A 19466-nucleotide genomic window follows, 5' to 3' on the forward strand; every position below is an offset into this window, starting at 1 on the left:
CGGCCATGGGCCTCGGCCTGACAGTACACAGTACTGTCAGACTGGTGAGGATTTGCCCGGTCGGCTGCACGTTACCCACAGATTTGTCGCACACCCGCTCTGCGCCCGTGGAAACGGTCAATTTGCGCGCGCTGCGCAAATTGATTACAAACCCGGCTGGTCATGGACTTTCCGCGCATCAAGCGTCTGCCCCCTTACATCTTCAACATCGTCAACGACCTCAAGCAGCAGGCGCGCCGGGCGGGCGAGGACATCATCGACTTCGGCTTGGGCAACCCCGACGGGGCCACGCCCCCGCACGTGGTGGCCAAGCTGCTCGAAGCCGCCCAGAACCCGACCAATTATCGCTACTCGGTCTCGCGCGGCATCTACAAGCTCCGCCTAGCCATCTGCGACTGGTATCGGCGGCGCTACAACGTCGAACTCGATCCCGACAGCGAGGCGGTGGTCACCATCGGCTCGAAAGAGGGCATCGCCCACCTGGCGCTGGCCGTGTTGGGCCCGGGCGACGTGGTGCTGTGCCCGAGCCCGACCTACCCGATCCATCAGTACTCGGTGATCATCGCCGGCGGCGATCTACGGAGCGTGCCGCTGCTGCCGGGCAGCGACTTCTTCGCCAACCTGGTCGAGGCCATTCGCCAAACCTGGCCCAAGCCGCGCATGCTCATCCTCAATTTTCCCCACAACCCGACCACCGAGGTGGTCAACCTCGACTTCTTCCACCGCATCGTCGAGTTTGCCCGCGAGCACGACCTGCTGGTGGTCCATGACTTGGCTTACGCCGACCTGGTCTTCGACGGCTACCAGCCGCCGAGCTTTCTGCAGGTGCCGGGGGCCAAGGATATCGGAGTCGAGTTCTACACGTTATCAAAGAGCTACAACATGCCGGGCTGGCGGGTGGGTTTCGCCGTCGGCAACCAAGCAATGGTCGGCGCCCTAGCCCGCATCAAGAGCTACCTCGACTACGGCATCTTCCAGCCCATCCAGATTGCCGCGATCCATGCGCTCAACGGGCCGCAGGATTGCGTGCAGGAGATCTGCCAGACCTACCAGAGCCGGCGCGACACCCTGGTGGACGGGCTCAATCGCGCCGGCTGGCCGGTGGCCAAACCCAAGGCCACGATGTTCGTCTGGGCCAAGATTCCGGAAGCCTTCCTGCAAATGGGCTCACTCGAATTCTCCAAGTTTCTGCTCCAGCAGGCCAAGGTGGCGGTGTCGCCGGGCGTGGGCTTCGGCGCTTACGGTGACGAGTACGTCCGCTTTGCACTGATCGAGAACGAACACCGCACGCGCCAGGCGGTGCGCGGCATTCGTCGCGCCCTCGGAGTCGCCGACAGCGGCACAACCGCATAACCCCATGGCCGCCCCCGCGATTCGGGTCGGGCTGATCGGCTTCGGCACGATCGGCACCGGCGTCGTCAAGCTCTTGCAGCGCCAGCAGCGGCAGATCAGCGAGAAGCTCGGCGCCGCGCTCAGGCTGGTGCGCATCGCCGATCTCGACCTGAAGACCGACCGCGGCGTCAAGGTCGGTCGTAAGCTGCTGACCAACGACGCCACGGCCATTCTCAACGATCCGTCGATCGACATCGTCATCGAGCTCATGGGCGGCTATGAGCCCGCCCGCCGCTTCGTCCTGGCCGCGCTCGCCAACGGCAAGGACGTGGTCACCGCCAACAAGGCCCTGCTCGCAGTCCATGGCCGTGAGATCTTCGCCGCCGCCGAGAAGGCCGGTGTCGATCTCGGCTTCGAGGCCAGCGTCGGCGGCGGCATCCCGATCATCCGCGTGCTCAAGGAAGGCTTGGCGGCAGATCACAACCGCGCCGTCTACGGCATCGTCAACGGCACCTCGAACTACATCCTGACAACCATGACCAACCAGGGTGGGGAGTTCGAGGATGTACTGCGCGCGGCGCAAGCGCAGGGGCTGGCGGAGGCCAATCCCAGCTTCGACGTCGACGGCGTCGATGCCGCTCACAAGCTCACCCTGCTGATTCAACTGGCGCTGGGAGCACGAGTGCGTTTCGAGCGCATTCCCACTGCCGGCATCCGCCAGCTCAGCCAGCTCGACATCAGCTACGCCAAGGATTTCGGCTACGTCATCAAGCTGCTCGCCGTGGCCAAAGAAGACAGCGACGGCCTCGAAGCCTGGGTGCAGCCGGCGATGGTGCCGCGCACGCACCTGCTCGCCGAGGTCAACGGTGCGCTCAATGCCATCGCCGTGCGCGGTGAGGCCTTGGGCGCCAGCATGTACTTCGGCTTGGGCGCGGGCATGATGCCGACGGCAACGGCGGTGGTGGCCGATCTCATCGAGGTGGCGCGCAATCGCCTACACGGCAGCCGCGGGCGGGTACCGCCGCTGGGTTACCCGCTGGCGCGACAGCGCACGACCCGCATCAAGCCGCTGGGCGCGCTCACCAGCGAGTTCTATCTGCGCTTCCTGGTCCAGGATCGACCTGGGGTGCTGGCGCGGATCGCCGGCATTCTCGGCAGCCACGGGATCTCGATTGCCTCGATGATTCAACGCGGGCGTGAAGCCGGCGGCCGCGTCCCCATCGTCTTGCGCACGCATCTCAGCCCGGAAGCCGAGCTGCGCCGCGCGCTGCGGCAGATCGATCGCCTGCCCGTGGTGCGGGGTAAAGCCGTGTCGATCCGGATCGAAGACAGCCTCGGCCAGTGAGCCCGGCCCGGTCACGGCCGGCGGCGGCCGGAAAAGGGTGCGCGACAAATTTGTGGGTAACGTGGTTCGGTGTTATGGCCGTCGTTCCCGCGAAAGCGGGAATCCAGTTGGGCGTTTGGCGCTATGGACAAGCAGTTCTGCGTTTACATCCTGGCCAGCAAACGGAACGGCACGCTGTACATTGGGGTGGCCTCACAGCTGGCAACGCGGGTGTGGCAGCATAAGAGCAAGGTAGTGGAGGGTTTTTCGGCCAAGTACGGCGTTGCACGTTACCCACAGATTTGTCGCACACCCGCCGAAAAACCTTTGTCCGCCTGAACCTGGCACAGTCTCCCGAAGTTCGATAAGAGAAAGCGTGATGACCGCAGGCTCGAGCCGGGCGGCAGAACGGAGGGGATTGGAAGTATGGAGCGCAACCTCGCCCTCGAAGCAGTCCGGGTGACCGAAGCCGCCGCCTTGGCCTCGGCGCGGCTGATGGGTCGCGGCGACATTGCGGCCACTGACCGTGCCGCCGCGCAGGCAATGCGCAAGGCCTTCGCCTCGATCGCCATCAGCGGGGTAGTGGCGATTGGCGAAGGTGAGCCGGGCGAAGCCGATATCCTCTATACCGGCGAGCACGTCGGCAACGGCAGCGGTCCATCGGTAGATGTGGCGCTCGATCCGCTCGAGGGCGCCACCATTTGCGCCACCGGTGGTTACAACGCCTTGTCGATCATCGCCATGGCCGAACGCGACGGCTTCTTGCGTTGTCCCGACATGTACATGGACAAGATCGCGGCCGGCACCGAAGGCCGCGGCGTGATCGATCTCGACAAGTCGGCCACCGATAACCTGCGCGCGCTGTCGGAGGCCAAAGGAGTGTACGTCGCCGACCTGACCGTGGCGGTGCTCGATCGCCCGCGCCACGAGCAGCTGATCAACGAAATCCGCAAAGCCGGGGCGCGCGTGCGCTTGCTCAGCGATGGCGACGTTGCCGCCGGCATGGCGGCCACCCGGCCGGGCTCGGGCATCGATCTACTGGTGGGCACCGGCGGTGCCCACCAGGGCATTCTCACCGCGGCGGCAATGCGCTGCTCGGGCGGCGAGATGCAGGGCCGCCTGCGCATCCGCAACAGCGAAGACGCCGCACGCGCGGCCGCGGTCGGGATCACCGACTTGCAGAAGAAGTACGGCGCCGAGGACATGGCCTCGGGCAGCGTGATGTTCGCCGCCAGCGGGGTCACCGACGGTGATTACCTGCGCGGAGTCCGCTTCTTCAAAGGCGGCGCCACCACCAACTCGGTGGTGATGCGCTCGCGCACCCGCACCATTCGCTTCATCGAAGCCATCCACCGCTTCGATTTTAAGCCGGAGTACTGATGCGCCGGGGCCGTGCCAAAGGACTTGAATCGCTGGCAGGGCGGCGCGGACACGCGCCGGTTGCGGCGTTGAGGGCTGCCGGCTAGGAAGATCGCCGTTATGGAAACCAGCTCCACCCTCTTCGAGCGCCACGAGGCGGTCGCGATCCTGACCGTCAATCGGCCTCAGGTGCTCAACGCGCTCGACGACCAAACGCTCGCCGAGCTGGGCCTACACCTGGCCGGCTGCCGCCCGGCGGGGGTGCGCTGCTTGATCATTACCGGTGCGGGCGAGCGCGCCTTCGTGGCCGGAGCCGATATTGCCGCGATGTCGGCCATGTCGAGCATCGCGGCGCGCATATTTGCCCGCCGCGGGCAGGCGCTGATGCGCAGTCTCGAGGAAATGCCGATTCCGGTGATCGCCGCAGTCAACGGTTTTGCTCTAGGCGGCGGTCTGGAGCTGGCGCTGGCCTGCGACTTCATCTACGCCGCCGACAGCGCCAAGTTCGGACAGCCCGAAATCAACTTGGGCATCATCCCGGGCTTCGGCGGCACCCAACGGCTGGCGCGCCGCATCGGGATCGCACGCGCGCGCGAGCTGACGTACACCGGTGCAACCATCAGCGCGGCCGAGGCCGAACGCCTCGGCTTGGTCAACCGCGTGCTGCCACGCACCGATTTGCTTCCCGAGGTCTTGCGCGTGGCCGCCGACCTCGCCGGCAAGGCCCCGCTTGCCCTGCAGCAGGCCAAGGCCGCAATCAGTGCCGGTGCCGACATGGCGCTTGAAGACGGCTGTCGCTACGAAGCCGAAGCCTTCGCCCTGACCTTCAGTACCGCCGATCAGAAGGAAGGCATGGCCGCCTTCTTGGCCAAACGCAAAGCCGCTTTTGCCGGACGTTGACTGTGAGCGCCGATCCATCAGACTGGCAGGTGTGTTTCAGCTCGCCGCTGGATGCCGAGGCCCACATCGTGCGCGGCTACCTCGAACATTGGGGTGTTCCCTGCCACCTCGGCAGTATGCGCTTCGGGCTCGAGCCACTGACCTTCGGCGCCCTCGGGCAGGTGCATGTCTTGGTGCCGCCGGACTGGCTGCGGGTGGCACGCGGACTGATTCGCGGCCGTCTGGGCAACGGCAGCGCACGGGGAGGCCATGAGCACGAACAAGAGTGATGGCCTAGCCGGGCGCCGGACGCCGGCAAGCCAGCGGCTGCCGCGCTACTCGACCGTCTCCGACATGGAGGTCGAAGCGCTTTACACCGAGGCGCAACGCAACGGTTCTCGCCCCGAGCTCGACTTGGGTTCACCCGGTGAGTTTCCATACACTCGCGGTATTTATCCGTCGATGTACCGTGGCCGGCTGTGGACCATGCGCCAGTTCGCCGGTTTCGGCTCGGCGCGCGATACCAACGAGCGTTTCAAGTTCCTGCTGGCCCAAGGGCAGACCGGCCTGTCGACCGCCTTCGATATGCCGACATTGATGGGTTACGACGCCGATCACCCGCGTGCGCTCGGCGAGGTCGGCCGCGAAGGCGTGGCCATCTCCTGCCTGGCTGACATGGAAGAGCTGTTCGCCGGCATTCCGCTGGGCGAGGTCACCACCTCGATGACGGTCAACTGCACCGCCAGCATTCTGCTGGCCATGTATTTCGCGGTGGCCGAGAAGCAGGGCGTGTCCTGGCGCCAGCTCGGCGGCACCATTCAAAACGACATGTTCAAAGAGTTCATTGCGCAGAAGGAGTGGATTTGCCCGCCGCAGCCCTCCTTGAGGATCGTCATCGACATGATCGAGTTCTGCGCCGAGCACGCCCCGCGCTGGCATCCGGTGTCGATCTCCGGCTACCACATCCGCGAAGCCGGCGCGACCGCGGTGCAGGAACTCGCCTTCACCCTGGCCGACGGCATCGGCTACGTCGACGCGGCGGTAGCGCGCGGCCTAGCGGTAGATAGCTTCGCCCCGCGCTTGTCGTTCTTCTTCAACGTCCACAGCGACTTCCTCGAAGAGGTGGCGAAATTCCGCGCCGCGCGCCGGCTGTGGGCGCGCATCATGCGCGAGCGCTTCGGCGCCACCAACCCGCGCTCGTTGATGCTGCGCACGCACGCGCAAACCTCCGGCTGCAGTCTGACGGCGCAGCAGCCATTGAACAACGTCGTGCGTGTGGCGCTGCAGGCGTTGGCGGCGGTACTCGGCGGGACGCAGTCGCTGCATACCAACTCGATGGACGAGACACTGGCGCTCCCGAGTGAGCAAGCGGCGCTGGTGGCGTTACGCACCCAGCAAGTGATTGCCGAGGAAAGCGGGGTGGCCAACGTCGTCGATCCGCTCGGCGGCAGTTACGCCGTTGAGGCGCTCACCGATCGCATGGAGCGCGAAGCCGCGGCCTACATCAAACGCATTGACGAGCTCGGCGGCATCGTGCGCGCCATCGAGCTCGGCTTCCCGCAAAAAGAAATCGCCGAGTCGGCCTACCGCTTCCAGCAGCAGCTCGACCGCGGCGATAAGGTCATGGTCGGTGTCAACAAGTACGCGCTCGAGCACGAGCCTCCGCTGCAGGTGCTCAAGATTCACCACGAAGTCGAGCGGCAGCAAAGCGAGCGCCTGCGCCAGTGCAAACGCAACCGTCCGGCCGCGGCGGTGCGCCAGGCGCTCGCCGCCGTGGCCGAAGCCGCCCGCGGCTCGGCCAACCTGATGCCGCCCATCATCGCCGCGGTGAAGGCCGAGTGCACAGTGGGGGAGATCGCCGACGTCTTCCGCGAGGTGCTGGGGGTCTACCGCGACCCGGCTTGGATCTGACTGAAACGGACTAGACTCAACCACAGAGGACTGCCATGGCTGAGAAACCGCTGCGTATTCTGATCGCCAAGCCCGGCCTCGATGGGCACGATCGTGGGGCCAAGATCATCGCCCGCGCCCTGCGCGATGCCGGCTTCGAGGTGATCTACACCGGCTTGCACCAGACCCCGGAAATGATCGCCGAGACTGCCGTGCAGGAGGACGTCGACGCCATCGGCCTGAGCATCCTCTCGGGCGCGCACATGACGTTGTTTCCGGCCGTGATCGATTTGCTCAAGCAGAAGGGTGCGGGCGAAGTGGTACTGTTCGGCGGCGGCATCGTCCCGGCGGAAGACGTTCCCGAGCTCAAGCGCAAGGGCGTGGCCGAGATCTTCACCCCCGGCGCCAGCACCGAAGCCATCATCGACTGGGTGCGGGCGCACGTGCGCGCCCGCTAGGGAGCCTGGCGGAGCGCTGGCTGCCGCCTTTCGTTGTCATGGAAGAGCGCCCACTGATCATCGTCGGTTCCGGCCCCGCGGGTACGGGTGCGGCCTTGCGCCTGGCGCAACTCGATCCGGTCCTGGCCGGCGAGACGCTGGTGCTGGAAAAAGCCCGCCATCCTCGTCACAAGGTGTGTGCCGGGGGTTTGATCCCACACTCGCTCCAGTTGCTGGAGGCTCTCGGCGTCGAGTTGACGGTGCCGCACGTGGTCTGCGATCGGGCCGCTGTGCTGACACCGGTACGCAACGTATCGTACGAAGGCAACGACCTCTGCCGCGTCATCCGGCGCAACCAATTCGACGCCTCCCTGGCAGCCGCGGCCCGCCGGCGCGGCATTACCATCCGCGAGTCCGAGAAGGTGATCGAGGTGGCGCGCGAGGGCGCGGCCATCCGACTTGTGACCGAACGTGGTTGCTACCGGACGCGCGCCGTAATCGCCGCCGACGGCTCGGGCAGCTTGCTGCGCCGGCGGCTGGTGAGTGCCGCTCGCGGCTGCGTCGGCCGCGCGATCATGGGCGACATTCCGATCGCCGACACCGACTGGAATGGGTTCGCCGCGCAACGCTACGAGTTCAACTTCACCGCGGTCGCTCGCGGCCTGCGCGGTTACACCTGGGCCTTCCCCTGCTGGATCGACGGCGTCGCGCACGTCAATGTCGGCATCTACGCGGTGGACACGCCGGGGGCGCGCTTGACCCAGCTGCTCGATGACGCCGTCGATCGGATGGCCGGCAAGCGACCGAAGTACGAGGCGTTTCCGATCCGTTGGTACCACGAGCGCGAGCCGTTGGCGGGCGCGGGCGTGATGTTGGCGGGTGATGCCGCGGGGGTCGATCCGCTGATGGGAGAAGGGATCTCGTTCGCGCTCGAATATGGCCGGCGTGCCGCCGAGGCGGCGGCAGCGGCCTTGGCATCGGGTGACTTCTCGTTCGCGGCTTACGAGCGCGACATTCGCTCGTCCTGGCTGGGTAAGAAGCTACGGCGCCTGCATCTGGGCGTCAGGCTCTTCTACGGCCCCACCTGGCGAGTGTGGTTCAGCGTCGCCGCCCACAGCCGGCGAGCGCAAGAAATCGGCCTGCGCTGGTACAACGGCGTCGACGGCTGGGACCGGCGCAGCGGCTGGGACGCGCTGCGCGCGCTCTGGTCAGGTGATTTCGCCCCCCCGGCACGTACGGTTCCCGCGTGAGACTTGCTGCCCACGACCGCGAGCGGGTTGCGCCGGCCGCGGCCGTCTTCGGCTGGGTCGCCGGCTTGCTGGCGCTCGGGCTGAGCGCCTGGTTTGTCTGGCAGGCCCTACGCAGCCAGCCGCCGGCGCCGGTGGCCCCCGCGGCCGCAACTCCACCGCTCTCATCACCAGCAGTGACTGCACTATCCACCGGCGATGCAGCCGAGGAGGTGACAGACGAAGAGCGCCGCCGCTTGGATGAGGTACTACGGCGCCAAGGCACCGGGCGCGGCCAATGATCCAGGGGGCGCTGCCGCTCGGCTTCGTTGAAGGCGACATTTCGCCCTGCTATGGAGCACACGAGCCTGGAGCTGGCGCCCGCTTGCCGGCATAGTAACTAGTGGAGGCCGTTGCGATGCGAATTCTGGTGAATCTGACGGCGGCTGCCGTGTTGGTTGTGTCCGCCGGCTGCCGCAATACTGGACGGAGCGTTGATACCGTTGTGCCGAATGAACTGGGCCGGACGCAGGCGGCGTACACTGGGCAGTTCGGCGCGGCCACCTCGTCCCCGGTTACGCCCGACCGGGTAGTATTCACCGCCGCGCCCGGAACACGGCTGGTCGCGCGCTTTGTTGCCGGCAAGAGCGTGGAGGAGCTGTGGATCATCGACGCTGACGGAGCCGGTGTTCCGGCAGCGCTGGCCGAACGAGCACAAGCGCTGCTCGCGAGTGAGCCCGCGCCCGTGCGCACGATCGTCTTTCGGGCCGAGGGCCGGCCGCATGCCGAGACCTTCGAGGAAGCGCTGGGCGCGGGGCTCTTGCGGGTCGAGCGGCGCAACGGCCGCCTCTCCCGTATCGCTTTGTGTGCCGATCGCACCGCCTGCGTCATGTTGGGGCAAATGCAGGAGAGCGAACTAGCCGTCGATGAGATGATGGCAGCAGGCCTCAAGGCCATGCGTGCCCAGCAACAGCATTGAGTCGCCGGCGACGGCGAGCGCCGGTGTGATCTTGTTCGCGAAGGTGACAGCCTGCCGAGATGAACGAGCGCGCGCTCGCACTGGCCACAGATCTCTACGAGCCGACGATGGCGGCGGCGGATTTCGCCAACCGCGTCGAACCCGCAGCTATCCGATCACTGTCAGTGCGCAACTGGCAGCAGAACAGCGGCGGCTTGCAGCCCGCGTGACCGGCGATTGAGCCGGCGCCGCGGCCGTTGCCGCTGCTCGAACCAAGCCAGCGACCGGCCCAACTCGACGACCCGGCCCACCACTGCCAGTGTCGGCGAGCCCAGGGTGGCAGCCGCAGCGGCCGCGGCGGCGTGCTCGACGGTGGTGGTCAACACCTTCTGCTCAGCGGTGGTGCCGGCGGTGATGAAAGCGACCGCCAGATCGGCGGGGTAACCCTGCTGGCGCAGCTGTCGGCTCCAGATTTCAACCGTCTGCACCGCCATCAGCAACACCAGCGTCGTGCGGGGGCTGTAAGGTGGGATAGAGAAATCGGGCTGGTCCTCGCGCCGGTGAGCCGACACCACGCAGACGCTGTCGGCCAGGCCGCGATGGGTGACTGGAATCCCGGCCGCCGCCGGCGCCGCCAAGGCGCTGGAGACACCAGGAACGATCTCGAAGGCAATCCCGAGCACGGCCAGCCTCAACGTCTCCTCCCCGGTGCGGCCGAGCATGGTCGGATCGCCACCCTTCAACCTCACCACCTGTTTGCCGGCGAGTGCCAGGTTGGCGACCAGTTCGGTGATGCGCTCCTGCGACATGCTGTGGCGGCCGCAGCGCTTGCCGGCGAAGATCAGCTCGCAGTCCAAGCCCTCCAGCAATCGCTCATCGACGAGGCTGTCGTAGACCACCACATCCGCCTCTTGCAGAGCGCGCCAGCCGCGCAAGGTGATCAACTCGGGATCACCCGGTCCGGCGCCGACGATGACCACGCGGCCGGTCATGCCGCCGCCTTGCAGGCGTGTTGCGCCCACCACTGATCGAGTTCCGGCAAGAAATAGCGCAACCGGCATTTCTTGAGTTCCTGCACGCTGAAGAGCACGAGGTAGTCATCGGCGCCGACCGCCGGCGCCAGCCGCGCCGCCAGCGCGCGAACGCTGTCCTCGTCGGGCCCGTGGATCATGCTGTACAAGCTGTACGGAAAAGCTGCGAACGACTCGCGCGCGTAGCAGTGGCTCACCTCCGGCACCGCCGCCAACCGCGCGCCCGCGCGATCGAGCTGATCTTCATGAACCTGCCACACCACCATGCCGTTACCGCGCACACCCAGCGCGCGATGATGGAAGGTTCCCACGAAGCGGCGGATGGTGCCGCCAAGCTGCGAGCGGGCAAACGCCAGCAGGGTCTCGGGGTCGGCGTCAGCGCATCGAGCCATCTCGGCAAACGGCTCGGCCACCAGCGGCAGCGGCGTTTGCAGTGCGCGAAACATCCGTACCTGCGCCGCGCTCGCCGAGCGCGTACAGGCAGCCGGCGCCGGTGCCGGCGGTTGGGTCAGGCTGCAACGGCGCAAGAGGTCGAAGTTGACGCCCACCTTGTAGGTGCGCGTACGCCGCAGCGGGTGAAAGCGCGGCACGCCGCAGGCGGCCGCCAACCGTTCGAGGGTCGGCAGCAGGCCCATGGCGGCCGGGGCGGCGATCGTGAACCACAGGTTGTAAGCGTGATCGCGCACGTAGTTGTGACTGACGGTGGGATGCTCGTTGACCGCGGCAGCCACCCGCGCCAATTCCTGCTCCGGCACCGCGGCCGTGCACAGCGCGCTCTCGTAGCCGAGCAAGCTGCCCTCGAGCACGGCGGAGATCTCGCGCAACTTGCCGGCGGCGGCCCAAGCGCGTAGCTGCGCCAGTACGGCCCTTGCCTCCAGCCCGAGCGCGCGGGCCAACTCGTCGAACGGGCGCGGGCGCAACGGCACGCCGGCTTGGACCGCCCGGGCGAGCGCGTTTTCTTCGGTCGGGGACAGGCTCATACGACACCAACTGTTACAGGCCACTGATGAACGCGCGCCAGACGCCGAAGATGCCCGAGGGCGAGCGTAGCGCGACTTCGGACTCGACGCTGTAGCTCGTGGTGTTGACCAGCACGAGCTTGTTGTCGCGGTTGGCGGAAGCCAACAGATGGCTGCCGCGCGGGGTGAAGTCCATGTGGTAGACGCGGCCGCCGATCCGGATCGTGTGCGTCACCGCCAGTGTCTCGGTATCGATGACCTGCACGTAAGCGTCGTCGTCCTCGCCCGAGAAGCTGACCCACACCTCGCGCTCACCCGGCGCGCGCACCGCGTACACCGGATGGCCGCGCACCGCGATCGAGCGCTTGAACTCCCAGCTGTTGCGATCGAGCAGCGCCAGACGCTTCTCGCCCACCAGGGGAACGAACACGTAGCCGCGGGCCACCGCCCAGGAAGCCAAGTGCGGCAGCTTCACCACCCGGCCGCGCTGGTATGCTTGCGCCGGGTCTTGCAGGGACACCAGCCGGGGTGCTGGTTCAGCATGGGCCAGGTCGATGACCGAGACCTGCGGTGTGTTCAGATGGCCAACGACGTAGTGGCGGCCATCGGGGGTGATCATCGCGTCGTAGGGCTCGTCGGCGATCACCGGCACGCGCCGCTCGATCGGAAAGTCCGGCCGTGAGGCGTCGACCACCCAGACCTCGTGTCCTTCCATGAGGACACAGACGAAGCGGTTACCGGGGGCATCGACCACCCCGGTCACCCGCGACTCGCGCTGCTGGCCGTCGACTTCAATCGGCGCCGGGATGCGCTTGACGACCGCCAGCGTCTGCGCATCGAGGATGGTCAGTCCGCCGGGAACATACTCGGCGGTCGCGATGTAGCGGCCGTCCTGACTGACGGCGATGTCGATCGAGCTCTTGGATGTAAAGACCTCGCCCGCCCGTTCCATCTTCGCCAGGTCGATCTGGCTGAGCTTGCCGCTGCGGCTGGCGACGTAGCCGTAGCGCAGATCGGGCGAGAAGGTCATCGTCGCGTGTTGAAGGTTGCCGAGTTTACCGATGCGGCCGACCACGGCACGCGACGTGAGGTCGTAGACCGCTAGCGTCTCATCGTTGCGCTCGACCACGAAGACACGCGAGCCGACGCTGCCCTGCCTTGCCGCACACCCGGACAGCGCCGCTGCCAGGCAAAGCGCCAGCGCTGCACTTGGCTTCATGCCGCGCCTCGGATCTCGGCCGCCGGCGACCAGCCGATTTCGCTGTCGGTCATGACGCAGGCGGGGTCCGGCGCCCAGAGGTCGCCGGTGGCGGCAAGCGCACGCTCGCGATGCGAGCCGCGGCACAGCGGGCGATAGCGGCAAGCACCGCAGCGGCCGCTCAGGCTGGCCTCGCGACCGGCAAGCTCTGCGCGCAGGGGGTGGCGCAGGATCTCGCTCAGGCGCTGCTGGCGCAGGTCGCCCAGCGTCGCAGCAGTCCAGAACTGGTCGGGATGAACCCGGCCGCGGGCGTCGATGTTCAAGATGCGCTCTCCCGCCGAGTTGCCGCCGCGGCGCGCAAGCGCATCGCAAACGCGAGCGGCGGCCTCAGCCCCGTGACGCTCGGCAATCCACTGTAGGAAGAGCACCGCGGCGGAGTCGTTGCCGCCGGTGACGACCGCCGGTGTGCCGCTCTCGAGCGACTGCGCGCCGCGCTCGAACAGCCGCAACAGCAGCGCGCGGGTTTCACTTACAGTGAGGTCATCGCCGGCAAGCCGCCGGCCGCGGCCGGAATAGAGCAGGTGCGAGACGTAGAAGCGGCTGGCACCGGCAGCGCCGGCCGCTTGCAGGAGGGCCTCGAGTTGGCCGTGGTTGCGGCGGCTGAGGGTCATGCGCAAGCCGGTACGAAGTCCGGCGGCCTGGGCATGACCGATGCCGGCGATGGCTAAGGCAAAGCCACCCGCCAGGCCGCGATATGGGTCGTTGAACTGCGGCAGCCCGTCGATGCTGATGCCGACGTACTGCACCCCGGCGGCGGCCAAGCGTTTAGCTGCGGGGGCATCTATCAAGGTACCGTTGGTTGACAGCTGCGGTGCCAAGCCAACGGCGCGGGCGTGGGCGATGAGGTCGAAGAGGTCGGGGCGCAGCAGCGGTTCGCCCCCACTGAAGATGACGATGCGGACGCCCACGCCCGCCAGGCTGTCGAGCAGATTACGCGCCTCGGTCGTGCTCAGGTCGCTGGCCGCGGCACGGCGGCCGGCTGAGGCGTAGCAGTGCGGGCAGCTGAGGTTGCAGTGTCGGCAGACGTTCCACACCACTACCGGAGGGGCGTTGCGCCCCCCCGGCCCGTAACGGGCGGGCGCCCGGCTCACGCTGAAGTCGGCCGGGACGCGGCCGAGGGCAAGCTTCAGCAGGTCGCTGACCTCAAGCATGGGCGCCTGCGCCGGTCAGTAAACGTCGTGGGCGGTGTTGAAGACGTTGAACTTGCCCGTCGGGGTCACCACCCAGTCGCCGGTGATGCGTGCCTTCTCTTCGAGCGAGGCGTCGTCATAGACCACCAGTTCACCGTTCTTGTCCCACGAGGACACCCAGACCTCGTTGCCGTCCTTGTTGTACTCGAAGTGGACCGCGCGGCCTTGGTTGGCGGTCTGGAAGCACTTCTCGATGCTGCCGTCCTTCTTCGAGTAGACACAGACGTTGGCGATCGCCTTGCTGTCGTTGCTCAGCGGCGAATCCATCCACACCCATTGTGACTTCGGGTGGGTCTTCAGAAACAGGCCGCCGGTGGCAGGCAACTTAAGGTTGCGCACCACCTTCCAGGCGTGTTCCGGCTTGCCGGCCGGGTCGGCGCCGTAGACCACCAGTCGGCCTTCACCGATGTGGACGGTGCCGTTGACCGAGCCAAACTCCGGGTCTTCCCAGTTGGCGCCGCGGCCGGGATGCGGCTTGATGCCGGTCTCGAACTTGGTGACCAGCTTCTTCTCTTTCGCGTCGACCACCACGATGCTGTTGCGCATATTAGCCGCGACCATGAAGTAGCGCTTGGTCTTGTCCCAACCGCCGTCATGGAGGAAGCGCTCGGTCGCGATCTTCGAGGTCATGGGAAAGCCGGGCTTGGAGTAATCGACAATCGCCACGTAGCCTGACTCCTTGAGGCTGACGATCCAGTAAGGGCCGTCGTGGGCCGGGATAATCGAGGCGACGCGCACTTCTTTGAGCGCTTCCTTGGTATCGTAGGTCGGAGTCAGCACGTCGACGACGGTCTTGGGCTCGAGCGTCTGGCCGTCGAGGACGACGTACTGCGGCGGCCAATAGCAGCCCTCGATGACCAGCTTGTCTTCGAAGCCCTTGTACTTCGAGGCCTCGACGCTGCGGGCATCGTAGCAGCCCTGTACCTGCGCTACCAAGGTGGGTTTGTCCGGCCACAGATCGATCATCGAGACCCGGCCATCCCGGCCAATGGCGTAGAAGTAGCGGCCGGTGGAGGAGGAGCGCAGGATGTGCACGGCGAAGCCGGTATCGATGACCGCTACCTGCTCCTTCTTGTCGCCGTCGACGATCGCCACCTTGCCGGCATCGCGCATGATGACGCCGAAATAGTTCTCCCAGTTGCGCTTGGTCTGCACGCTCTTCGGGCGCTTGTCGACGGGGACGAACAGCTTCCAGCTCTCCTTGATGTCCTTCAGCCCGCGCTGGGGTGGCTCGGGCGGCGGCAGCTGGAGATAGTTGGCCAGCAGTTTGATCTCATCCGCCGAAAGGATTCCGGACTTACCCCACGCCGGCATGCCTCCGGGGGTGCCCTTGGTCAGGATGATTTCCAACCCCTCGTTGCCGAGTTCCTGCGCCCGCTTGTCGCTGACTGCTGGCCCGGTGGCACCGGCGCGCAGTGTGCCGTGACAACCGGCGCAGCGGTCGAAATAGATCTGCTTGGCCTTGTTGAACTCCGGCTCTGAGAGCTTTGGCGGCGCGGCGGCCGGCTGCTGCGCCCAGGCGACGCTCCACAACCCGGGCAGGCTGGCCAGCAAGCCCGCGCACAGGCTCCAGCGGAGCCTTCCTCTAGTTGATACCCCGATTCGTGTCTTCATCTCTGCGCACCTCGCATGTTACGGCTGTGGGCCACTCCCGCTGCACCACGGTCTGTGTTGCGGGCGAAACGGCGGCCACGTGGCGGTTCGCTTCGCTTCACTTGGCGGCTTTCTCGCTCTCCTGACGGATGTATTCGAGCAGGTCCTCGACCTCGTCGTCCCGCAGGTTGAGGTTCACCATCAGGTCGGTGTTCTTGAACTGCTCGAGCAGTTCCTTGGCGGTGGGGTCGGACTTGGACATTCCCTCGGGGTCCTTGATCCACTTGACGAGCCAGGCCTTGTCGCGGCGTTTGTGGACGTCTTTCAGATCGGGACCCTTGCGGATACCTTTGCCGATGGTGTGGCAGACGATGCACTTGTCATCGTAGAGCTGCGCTCCGTTTTCGCCGTCGGCAGCCATCGCCGCGCCGTCCGATCCTCCGAGTGGGCCAAAGGTGGTGAACAGCACGCCGGCCCCGAGGCCGGCGGCGAACAGCGCGCCCAGTGGAAGCCAAGTTCTCAATCTCATGCACTCACCTCGCTGCTGAAGGCAGGGGCCAACCCTGCTGCGCCGCTGAGCTTGGCAAGAAGCGAACCAATGCGTTGGCGCTGCGGTGCGGCTCCATCGCTACGCGCTGCTGCATAGTCGCGGTTGCGCTTCGTATAGCCGGGTATACAGCCGCGGCCTCGGTGGCCCGCCATCGCCGGCATCGTCGCGGGTGGGCGTAGGGGCAGTTCCGGGCATGGGAGTTGCCAGGCCTGAGGAGCGCTCGCCGGTTACGGCCACTGCGGGCGTGTATCGGCGCGCGGGATGAACCGGATTATGCGAGAACACCTACTGCCCACTACGGCAACTACGCTCGACCGCGCGGCGGTGCGCGGCTGGCTCGCGGTCGCGGTCGGGAGCCTGTTGTTGGCCGGCCTCTTCGCCGTTCTGCTGGTGGTGGGGCGTATGCCTGGCCTGGCCGCGCTGTTCGACGATCCGCAACTGTTTCGGCGTTGCCTGGTGGTGCACGTGGTGCTGTCGCTGGTGGTGTGGTTCTACGCCTTCCTGGCTGCGCTGTTTTTGACCGTACCGTGCGCGCAGCCGAGCCGGCGGGCGGGCCCCGCCAGCGTTTTGGGCGGGCTCGGCTTGCTGCTGCTGATGGCGGCCGCCGGGTTACCGGCCGGGCAGCCGTTGCTGTCCAACTACGTTCCGGTGATTGATCACGGCCTGTTTCTCGCCGGGCTGATCGTGCTGGCGCTCGGGCTGGTGGCGACGTTCTTGGACGCGCGGCTGTTGCCCAGCGCCGAGACGGCGAGTGGTTTCTTCCCGGCGCCACCCGCGGCGCGGGTGGGATTGCGGGCGGCGGCGATGGCGTTTCTCCTTGCGATCATCACCTTCACCGGCAGTGTTGCCAGCACGCCGGCGGGCTTGGCGGCGGCTGGTTACTACGAGTTGGTGTTCTGGGGCGGCGGCCACGTGCTGCAGTTTGCCAGCACCGCCGGCATGGTGTCGGTGTGGATCATGATGCTAACCGCCGCGCTCGGGCGTGCCCCGCTCGAGCGCGCGCCGGCGGCGGTGCTGTTCGGGCTGCTGGTGGCGCCGCTGTTGGGTGCGCCGCTGTTGGCGGCGCGCGGCACGTTGACGCCCGAGTATCATCGCGGCTTCACCCTACTGATGCAGTGGGGCGTGTTTCCGGTGGTCACGGTATTCATACTGCTGTGCCTGCGCGCCGTGGTGCGGGCCGATCGCGACGGCAGCTTGCCGCCCGGCGGCTGGCGTGATCCGCGGCTGGTGGTTGTCGGCGCCAGCGCCGCGATGACTTTGCTGGGATTCGTGCTCGGCGCGATGATTCGCGGCGCCAACACCATGATCCCGGCACATTATCATGCCTCGATCGGGGCGGTGACGACGGTGTACATGGCGGCCGCCTACCCGCTCTTCGCTGCCGTCGGCAGTCCGTTACCTACGGCGGCCTGGCGGCGCCTGGCGCGCTGGCAGCCCGTGCTCTACGCCGCCGGGCAGTCGGTGTTCGCCATCGGTTTCGGCTTGGCCGGCGCTCACGGCATGTTGCGCAAGACCTACGGCGCGGAGCAGCAGATCCGTTCGCTGGCGGCTGAAATCGGAATGTTGGTGATGGGTCTCGGGGGCGCCGTCGCGGTCGCCAGCGGCCTGTTGTTCCTGGCGATCGTGATCGCCTGTTGGCGCGGCCGGGCGCCGCAGTGGGGCGTGCAGAAAGGAAAGGTGGCATGGCAAACGAACATCCGCTTCAGCGCTTGATGGATAATCCGTGGCTCCTGTTGCTGCTGGGGCTGCTGATCCCGTTTCTGTCCTACACGCTGTGGGGCCTGATCGAGCTGGCCAACGTGCCGCCCGCCACCCTGCCGTGAAGGAGGAACAGTCGTGAGCATTTCCGCACCACCGAAAGATTGGTTCCAGGCCCCCAGCGGCGCCGAACGACTGTGGATCGGGCTGGCCTTGAGCTGGTGCCTGATCATGTTCGTCACCATGCCGTACTGGCACCTCAAGGGGAAACAGAACTCCACCGGCGAGTCGTACCGGGTGGAGAAGAAAGCGTTCCGCGAGCGCGTCGAGCGCTTTGTCGAGCAGAACAAGGTCGGCGAGGACAACGGCGTGCCGGTGGTGGCGCCGGCGCCCGGCAGCGACATCTACCTGCTGGCGCAGATGTTCGACTTCTATCCGGTGCTCAAACTCAAGCTCGGGCAGACCTACCGGCTGCACGTGTCCTCCGCCGACGTTCAGCACGGGTTGTCGCTACTGCCGATGAACATGAACTTCCAAGCCGTACCGGGGTACGACCATGTGCTGACGCTCACGCCGACCTCGAGCGGGCCGGTGACGCTGGTGTGCAACGAGTTTTGTGGCATCGGGCATCACAAGATGACCGGCAAGATGATCGTGGAGTGAGTCAGTCATGGGCAACCACCGCAGCGGCGAAGTCCGCACTTGTGACACCACTGGCTTGTCGGTGTGCTTGAACGCTCAGCTCTTCATCCGCCTGCACGCGGTGCTGGCGGTGGTGATGCTGTTCTTGGGCGGCATCGCCGCGCTGTTGCTGGCGCTGACGCGCTGGCCGGCGTTGCACTTGCTGCCGGCGAACTGGTTCTATCGCATCCTCACCTTCCACGGCCTCAACATGCTCATCTTCTGGATCCTGTTCATGGAGGTGGCGATCCTCTACTTCGTCTGCACCATTCTCCTGAACTCCCGCCTGTGGCTGCCGCTGCTGGGCTGGGTCGGTTTCGTGCTCATGGCCGCGGGCGCCGGCATCACCGACTACATCGTGCTCGCCGGTGGCGCCGACGTAATGATGACCTCGTATCCGCCGTTGCGCGCTCACCCCAGCTTTTACCTCGGCATCATTCTCTTCGCCGTCGGCACCCTGCTCGGAGTCATCAACTTCTTCGGCACCTTGTACATCGCGCGGCGCGACAAGACCTACACCGGCTCGGTACCGCTGGTGGTGTTCGGTGCCACCGCGGCGGCCATCATCGCGGTGACCACGATCCTGCACGGCGCGTGGGTATTGATTCCGACCTGGCTGTGGGCCATGGGCTGGGTCCGTTCGATCGATCCCGCGTGGTACCGCTTGATCTGGTGGGGCTTGGGTCACCCGTCACAGCAGGTGAACGTCGCGGCCATGGTGTCGGTGTGGTACCTGCTCGGCACCCTCACCACCGGGGCCAAGCCGCTCAACCAGCTGGTCTGTCGCGGGGCCTTCGTGCTTTACATCCTTTTCATCAACCTGGCCTCGGCCCATCACTTGTTGGTCGACCCGGGCGTCAGCGCCGGTTGGAAGATCTGGAACACCTCCTACGCCATGTACCTGGCGGTGCTGGCCTCGATGATCCACGGCTTCACCGTTCCGGCGTCGGTGGAGGTGGCGCTGCGCAAACAGGGCCACAACCGTGGCCTATTCGGCTGGCTCTACGCCGCGCCGTGGAAGAACCCGGGGTTTTCGGCGATGTTCCTGTCGCTGCTGATCTTCGGCTTCATGGGCGGCATCACCGGCGTGACCCTGGGGAC

General features: G+C 66.4%; 21 protein-coding genes. 15 read left to right on the forward strand and 6 right to left on the reverse strand.

The window, feature by feature from the left end; genetic code table 11:
- Positions 1-156: 156 nt before the first annotated feature.
- The 11 genes from alaC to HY699_21870 all read left to right on the forward strand — a co-directional run bounded on the left by alaC (position 157) and on the right by HY699_21870 (position 9426).
- On the forward strand, positions 157-1353 hold the full coding sequence (gene alaC / locus HY699_21820) for an alanine transaminase (GenBank protein ID MBI4518448.1): 1197 nt from the start codon (positions 157-159) through the stop codon (positions 1351-1353).
- Between the two features lie 4 nt (positions 1354-1357).
- Positions 1358-2677: a homoserine dehydrogenase gene (locus HY699_21825; GenBank protein MBI4518449.1), complete on the forward strand. Its 1320-nt coding sequence runs from the start codon at positions 1358-1360 to the stop codon at positions 2675-2677.
- Positions 2678-2800: 123 nt separating this feature from the next.
- Positions 2801-2995 (forward strand): GIY-YIG nuclease family protein, encoded by a 195-nt coding sequence (locus HY699_21830; protein MBI4518450.1) that lies wholly within the window; start codon positions 2801-2803, stop codon positions 2993-2995.
- An 87-nt stretch (positions 2996-3082) separates the two neighbouring features.
- Positions 3083-4036: a class II fructose-bisphosphatase gene (glpX, locus tag HY699_21835; protein MBI4518451.1), complete on the forward strand. Its 954-nt coding sequence runs from the start codon at positions 3083-3085 to the stop codon at positions 4034-4036.
- A 99-nt stretch (positions 4037-4135) separates the two neighbouring features.
- A complete protein-coding gene (locus HY699_21840) occupies positions 4136-4915 on the forward strand; it encodes an enoyl-CoA hydratase/isomerase family protein (GenBank protein ID MBI4518452.1) in 780 nt (259 codons plus the stop codon).
- 2 nt (positions 4916-4917) lie between these two features.
- Positions 4918-5184, forward strand: coding sequence for a hypothetical protein (locus HY699_21845; GenBank protein ID MBI4518453.1), 267 nt, complete (start codon positions 4918-4920; stop codon positions 5182-5184).
- Positions 5165-6805 carry a methylmalonyl-CoA mutase family protein gene (locus tag HY699_21850; protein ID MBI4518454.1) on the forward strand — a complete coding sequence of 547 codons (1641 nt, stop codon included), beginning with the start codon at positions 5165-5167 and terminating at the stop codon, positions 6803-6805. The genes HY699_21845 and HY699_21850 overlap by 20 nt, the downstream gene beginning before the upstream one ends.
- Positions 6806-6840: 35 nt before the next feature.
- Positions 6841-7242: a cobalamin B12-binding domain-containing protein gene (locus tag HY699_21855; protein MBI4518455.1), complete on the forward strand. Its 402-nt coding sequence runs from the start codon at positions 6841-6843 to the stop codon at positions 7240-7242.
- Positions 7243-7280: 38 nt separating this feature from the next.
- The gene (locus HY699_21860) at positions 7281-8471 is read left to right on the forward strand and encodes an NAD(P)/FAD-dependent oxidoreductase (GenBank protein MBI4518456.1); all 1191 of its coding nucleotides are present in this window, start codon (positions 7281-7283) and stop codon (positions 8469-8471) included.
- Positions 8468-8749 (forward strand): hypothetical protein, encoded by a 282-nt coding sequence (locus HY699_21865; protein ID MBI4518457.1) that lies wholly within the window; start codon positions 8468-8470, stop codon positions 8747-8749. The genes HY699_21860 and HY699_21865 overlap by 4 nt, the downstream gene beginning before the upstream one ends.
- 116 nt (positions 8750-8865) lie before the next feature.
- A complete protein-coding gene (locus HY699_21870) occupies positions 8866-9426 on the forward strand; it encodes a hypothetical protein (GenBank protein ID MBI4518458.1) in 561 nt (186 codons plus the stop codon).
- A 161-nt stretch (positions 9427-9587) separates the two neighbouring features.
- Here HY699_21870 and cobA read toward each other — a convergent pair whose 3' ends face one another.
- From cobA to HY699_21900, 6 genes are all read right to left on the reverse strand, one after another.
- Positions 9588-10397, reverse strand: a complete 810-nt coding sequence (cobA, locus tag HY699_21875) for a uroporphyrinogen-III C-methyltransferase (GenBank protein MBI4518459.1) — start codon at positions 10395-10397, stop codon at positions 9588-9590.
- Positions 10394-11416, reverse strand: a complete 1023-nt coding sequence (locus HY699_21880) for a hypothetical protein (GenBank protein ID MBI4518460.1) — start codon at positions 11414-11416, stop codon at positions 10394-10396. The genes cobA and HY699_21880 overlap by 4 nt, the downstream gene beginning before the upstream one ends.
- A gap of 13 nt (positions 11417-11429) precedes the next feature.
- Positions 11430-12614 carry a protein nirF gene (locus HY699_21885; protein MBI4518461.1) on the reverse strand — a complete coding sequence of 395 codons (1185 nt, stop codon included), beginning with the start codon at positions 12612-12614 and terminating at the stop codon, positions 11430-11432.
- Entirely contained in the window at positions 12611-13804 is a 1194-nt protein-coding gene (locus HY699_21890; protein MBI4518462.1) for a radical SAM protein, read from the reverse strand. The genes HY699_21885 and HY699_21890 overlap by 4 nt, the downstream gene beginning before the upstream one ends.
- 15 nt (positions 13805-13819) lie before the next feature.
- Positions 13820-15457 (reverse strand): c-type cytochrome, encoded by a 1638-nt coding sequence (locus HY699_21895; GenBank protein MBI4518463.1) that lies wholly within the window; start codon positions 15455-15457, stop codon positions 13820-13822.
- A gap of 97 nt (positions 15458-15554) precedes the next feature.
- Complete coding sequence (locus HY699_21900; GenBank protein MBI4518464.1) at positions 15555-15965, reverse strand: cytochrome c; 411 nt, start codon at positions 15963-15965, stop codon at positions 15555-15557.
- A 294-nt stretch (positions 15966-16259) separates the two neighbouring features.
- Here HY699_21900 and HY699_21905 point away from each other — a divergent pair, with 294 nt between their 5' ends.
- The 4 genes from HY699_21905 to HY699_21920 all read left to right on the forward strand — a co-directional run.
- Positions 16260-17699 (forward strand): hypothetical protein, encoded by a 1440-nt coding sequence (locus HY699_21905; protein ID MBI4518465.1) that lies wholly within the window; start codon positions 16260-16262, stop codon positions 17697-17699.
- The gene (locus HY699_21910; GenBank protein ID MBI4518466.1) at positions 17669-17809 is read left to right on the forward strand and encodes a hypothetical protein; all 141 of its coding nucleotides are present in this window, start codon (positions 17669-17671) and stop codon (positions 17807-17809) included. The genes HY699_21905 and HY699_21910 overlap by 31 nt, the downstream gene beginning before the upstream one ends.
- 13 nt (positions 17810-17822) lie before the next feature.
- Entirely contained in the window at positions 17823-18347 is a 525-nt protein-coding gene (locus HY699_21915) for a cytochrome C oxidase subunit II (GenBank protein ID MBI4518467.1), read from the forward strand.
- Between the two features lie 7 nt (positions 18348-18354).
- On the forward strand, positions 18355-19466 hold a 1112-nt coding region (locus HY699_21920), incomplete at its 3' end, for a cbb3-type cytochrome c oxidase subunit I (protein MBI4518468.1).

It is taken from the genome of Deltaproteobacteria bacterium (assembly GCA_016210005.1).
GTDB lineage: Bacteria > Desulfobacterota > Binatia > HRBIN30 > JACQVA1 > JACQVA1.

Bases quoted from the DNA above. Each gene is read 5' to 3' on its own strand.
- glpX (MBI4518451.1), top strand. From the start codon at position 3,083: ATGGAGCGCAACCTCGCCCTCGAAGCAGTCCGGGTGACCGAAGCCGCC.
- HY699_21825 (MBI4518449.1), top strand. From the start codon at position 1,358: ATGGCCGCCCCCGCGATTCGGGTCGGGCTGATCGGCTTCGGCACGATC.
- HY699_21880 (MBI4518460.1), bottom strand. From the start codon at position 11,416: ATGAGCCTGTCCCCGACCGAAGAAAACGCGCTCGCCCGGGCGGTCCAA.
- HY699_21850 (MBI4518454.1), top strand. From the start codon at position 5,165: ATGAGCACGAACAAGAGTGATGGCCTAGCCGGGCGCCGGACGCCGGCA.
- HY699_21840 (MBI4518452.1), top strand. From the start codon at position 4,136: ATGGAAACCAGCTCCACCCTCTTCGAGCGCCACGAGGCGGTCGCGATC.
- HY699_21860 (MBI4518456.1), top strand. From the start codon at position 7,281: ATGGAAGAGCGCCCACTGATCATCGTCGGTTCCGGCCCCGCGGGTACG.
- HY699_21885 (MBI4518461.1), bottom strand. From the start codon at position 12,614: ATGAAGCCAAGTGCAGCGCTGGCGCTTTGCCTGGCAGCGGCGCTGTCC.
- HY699_21895 (MBI4518463.1), bottom strand. From the start codon at position 15,457: ATGAAGACACGAATCGGGGTATCAACTAGAGGAAGGCTCCGCTGGAGC.
- HY699_21855 (MBI4518455.1), top strand. From the start codon at position 6,841: ATGGCTGAGAAACCGCTGCGTATTCTGATCGCCAAGCCCGGCCTCGAT.
- cobA (MBI4518459.1), bottom strand. From the start codon at position 10,397: ATGACCGGCCGCGTGGTCATCGTCGGCGCCGGACCGGGTGATCCCGAG.
- HY699_21830 (MBI4518450.1), top strand. From the start codon at position 2,801: ATGGACAAGCAGTTCTGCGTTTACATCCTGGCCAGCAAACGGAACGGC.
- HY699_21910 (MBI4518466.1), top strand. From the start codon at position 17,669: ATGGCAAACGAACATCCGCTTCAGCGCTTGATGGATAATCCGTGGCTC.
- HY699_21890 (MBI4518462.1), bottom strand. From the start codon at position 13,804: ATGCTTGAGGTCAGCGACCTGCTGAAGCTTGCCCTCGGCCGCGTCCCG.
- HY699_21900 (MBI4518464.1), bottom strand. From the start codon at position 15,965: ATGAGATTGAGAACTTGGCTTCCACTGGGCGCGCTGTTCGCCGCCGGC.
- HY699_21870 (MBI4518458.1), top strand. From the start codon at position 8,866: ATGCGAATTCTGGTGAATCTGACGGCGGCTGCCGTGTTGGTTGTGTCC.
- HY699_21905 (MBI4518465.1), top strand. From the start codon at position 16,260: ATGCGAGAACACCTACTGCCCACTACGGCAACTACGCTCGACCGCGCG.